Source organism: Parapedobacter pyrenivorans, assembly GCF_014636865.1.
In the GTDB taxonomy this organism is placed as follows: Bacteria; Bacteroidota; Bacteroidia; order Sphingobacteriales; family Sphingobacteriaceae; genus Parapedobacter; species Parapedobacter pyrenivorans.
The window spans coordinates 285,421-285,704 of sequence record NZ_BMER01000001.1 but is presented as its reverse complement, the minus strand read 5'-3'; the positions used below and the strand labels follow the sequence as shown (position 1 = coordinate 285,704).

Annotated in this window: 1 protein-coding gene; it reads left to right on the top strand. The window is 55.6% G+C overall.

The features are described from left to right. Positions 1-284: CLIPPER-2 domain-containing protein (locus IEV98_RS01130; RefSeq protein WP_229738504.1), on the top strand; the 284-nt coding region annotated here is incomplete at both ends.

Genomic DNA, 284 nt, shown 5'->3' with positions numbered 1-284 from the left:
GGCACGCCGGGTGACCCGGGCGTACCGACCGAAGTGGAAGTCCCGGCCGACCCCGCACTGTCGTTTGCTAAGACGGGGGTACTGTCCGCGGACGGCAACACCATCGAATACACGTTCACTGTGACCAACATCGGCAACGTGACGATGGATGGAATAACTGTTGATGATCCAAAAATCAATGGGACAATTACCCTCGATGTCGCTGTACTAGCTCCGGGTGAAGTAACTACGGGCAAAGCAACCTATACCATCACACAGGCGGAGAAAGACGCTGGCGTTGTTGA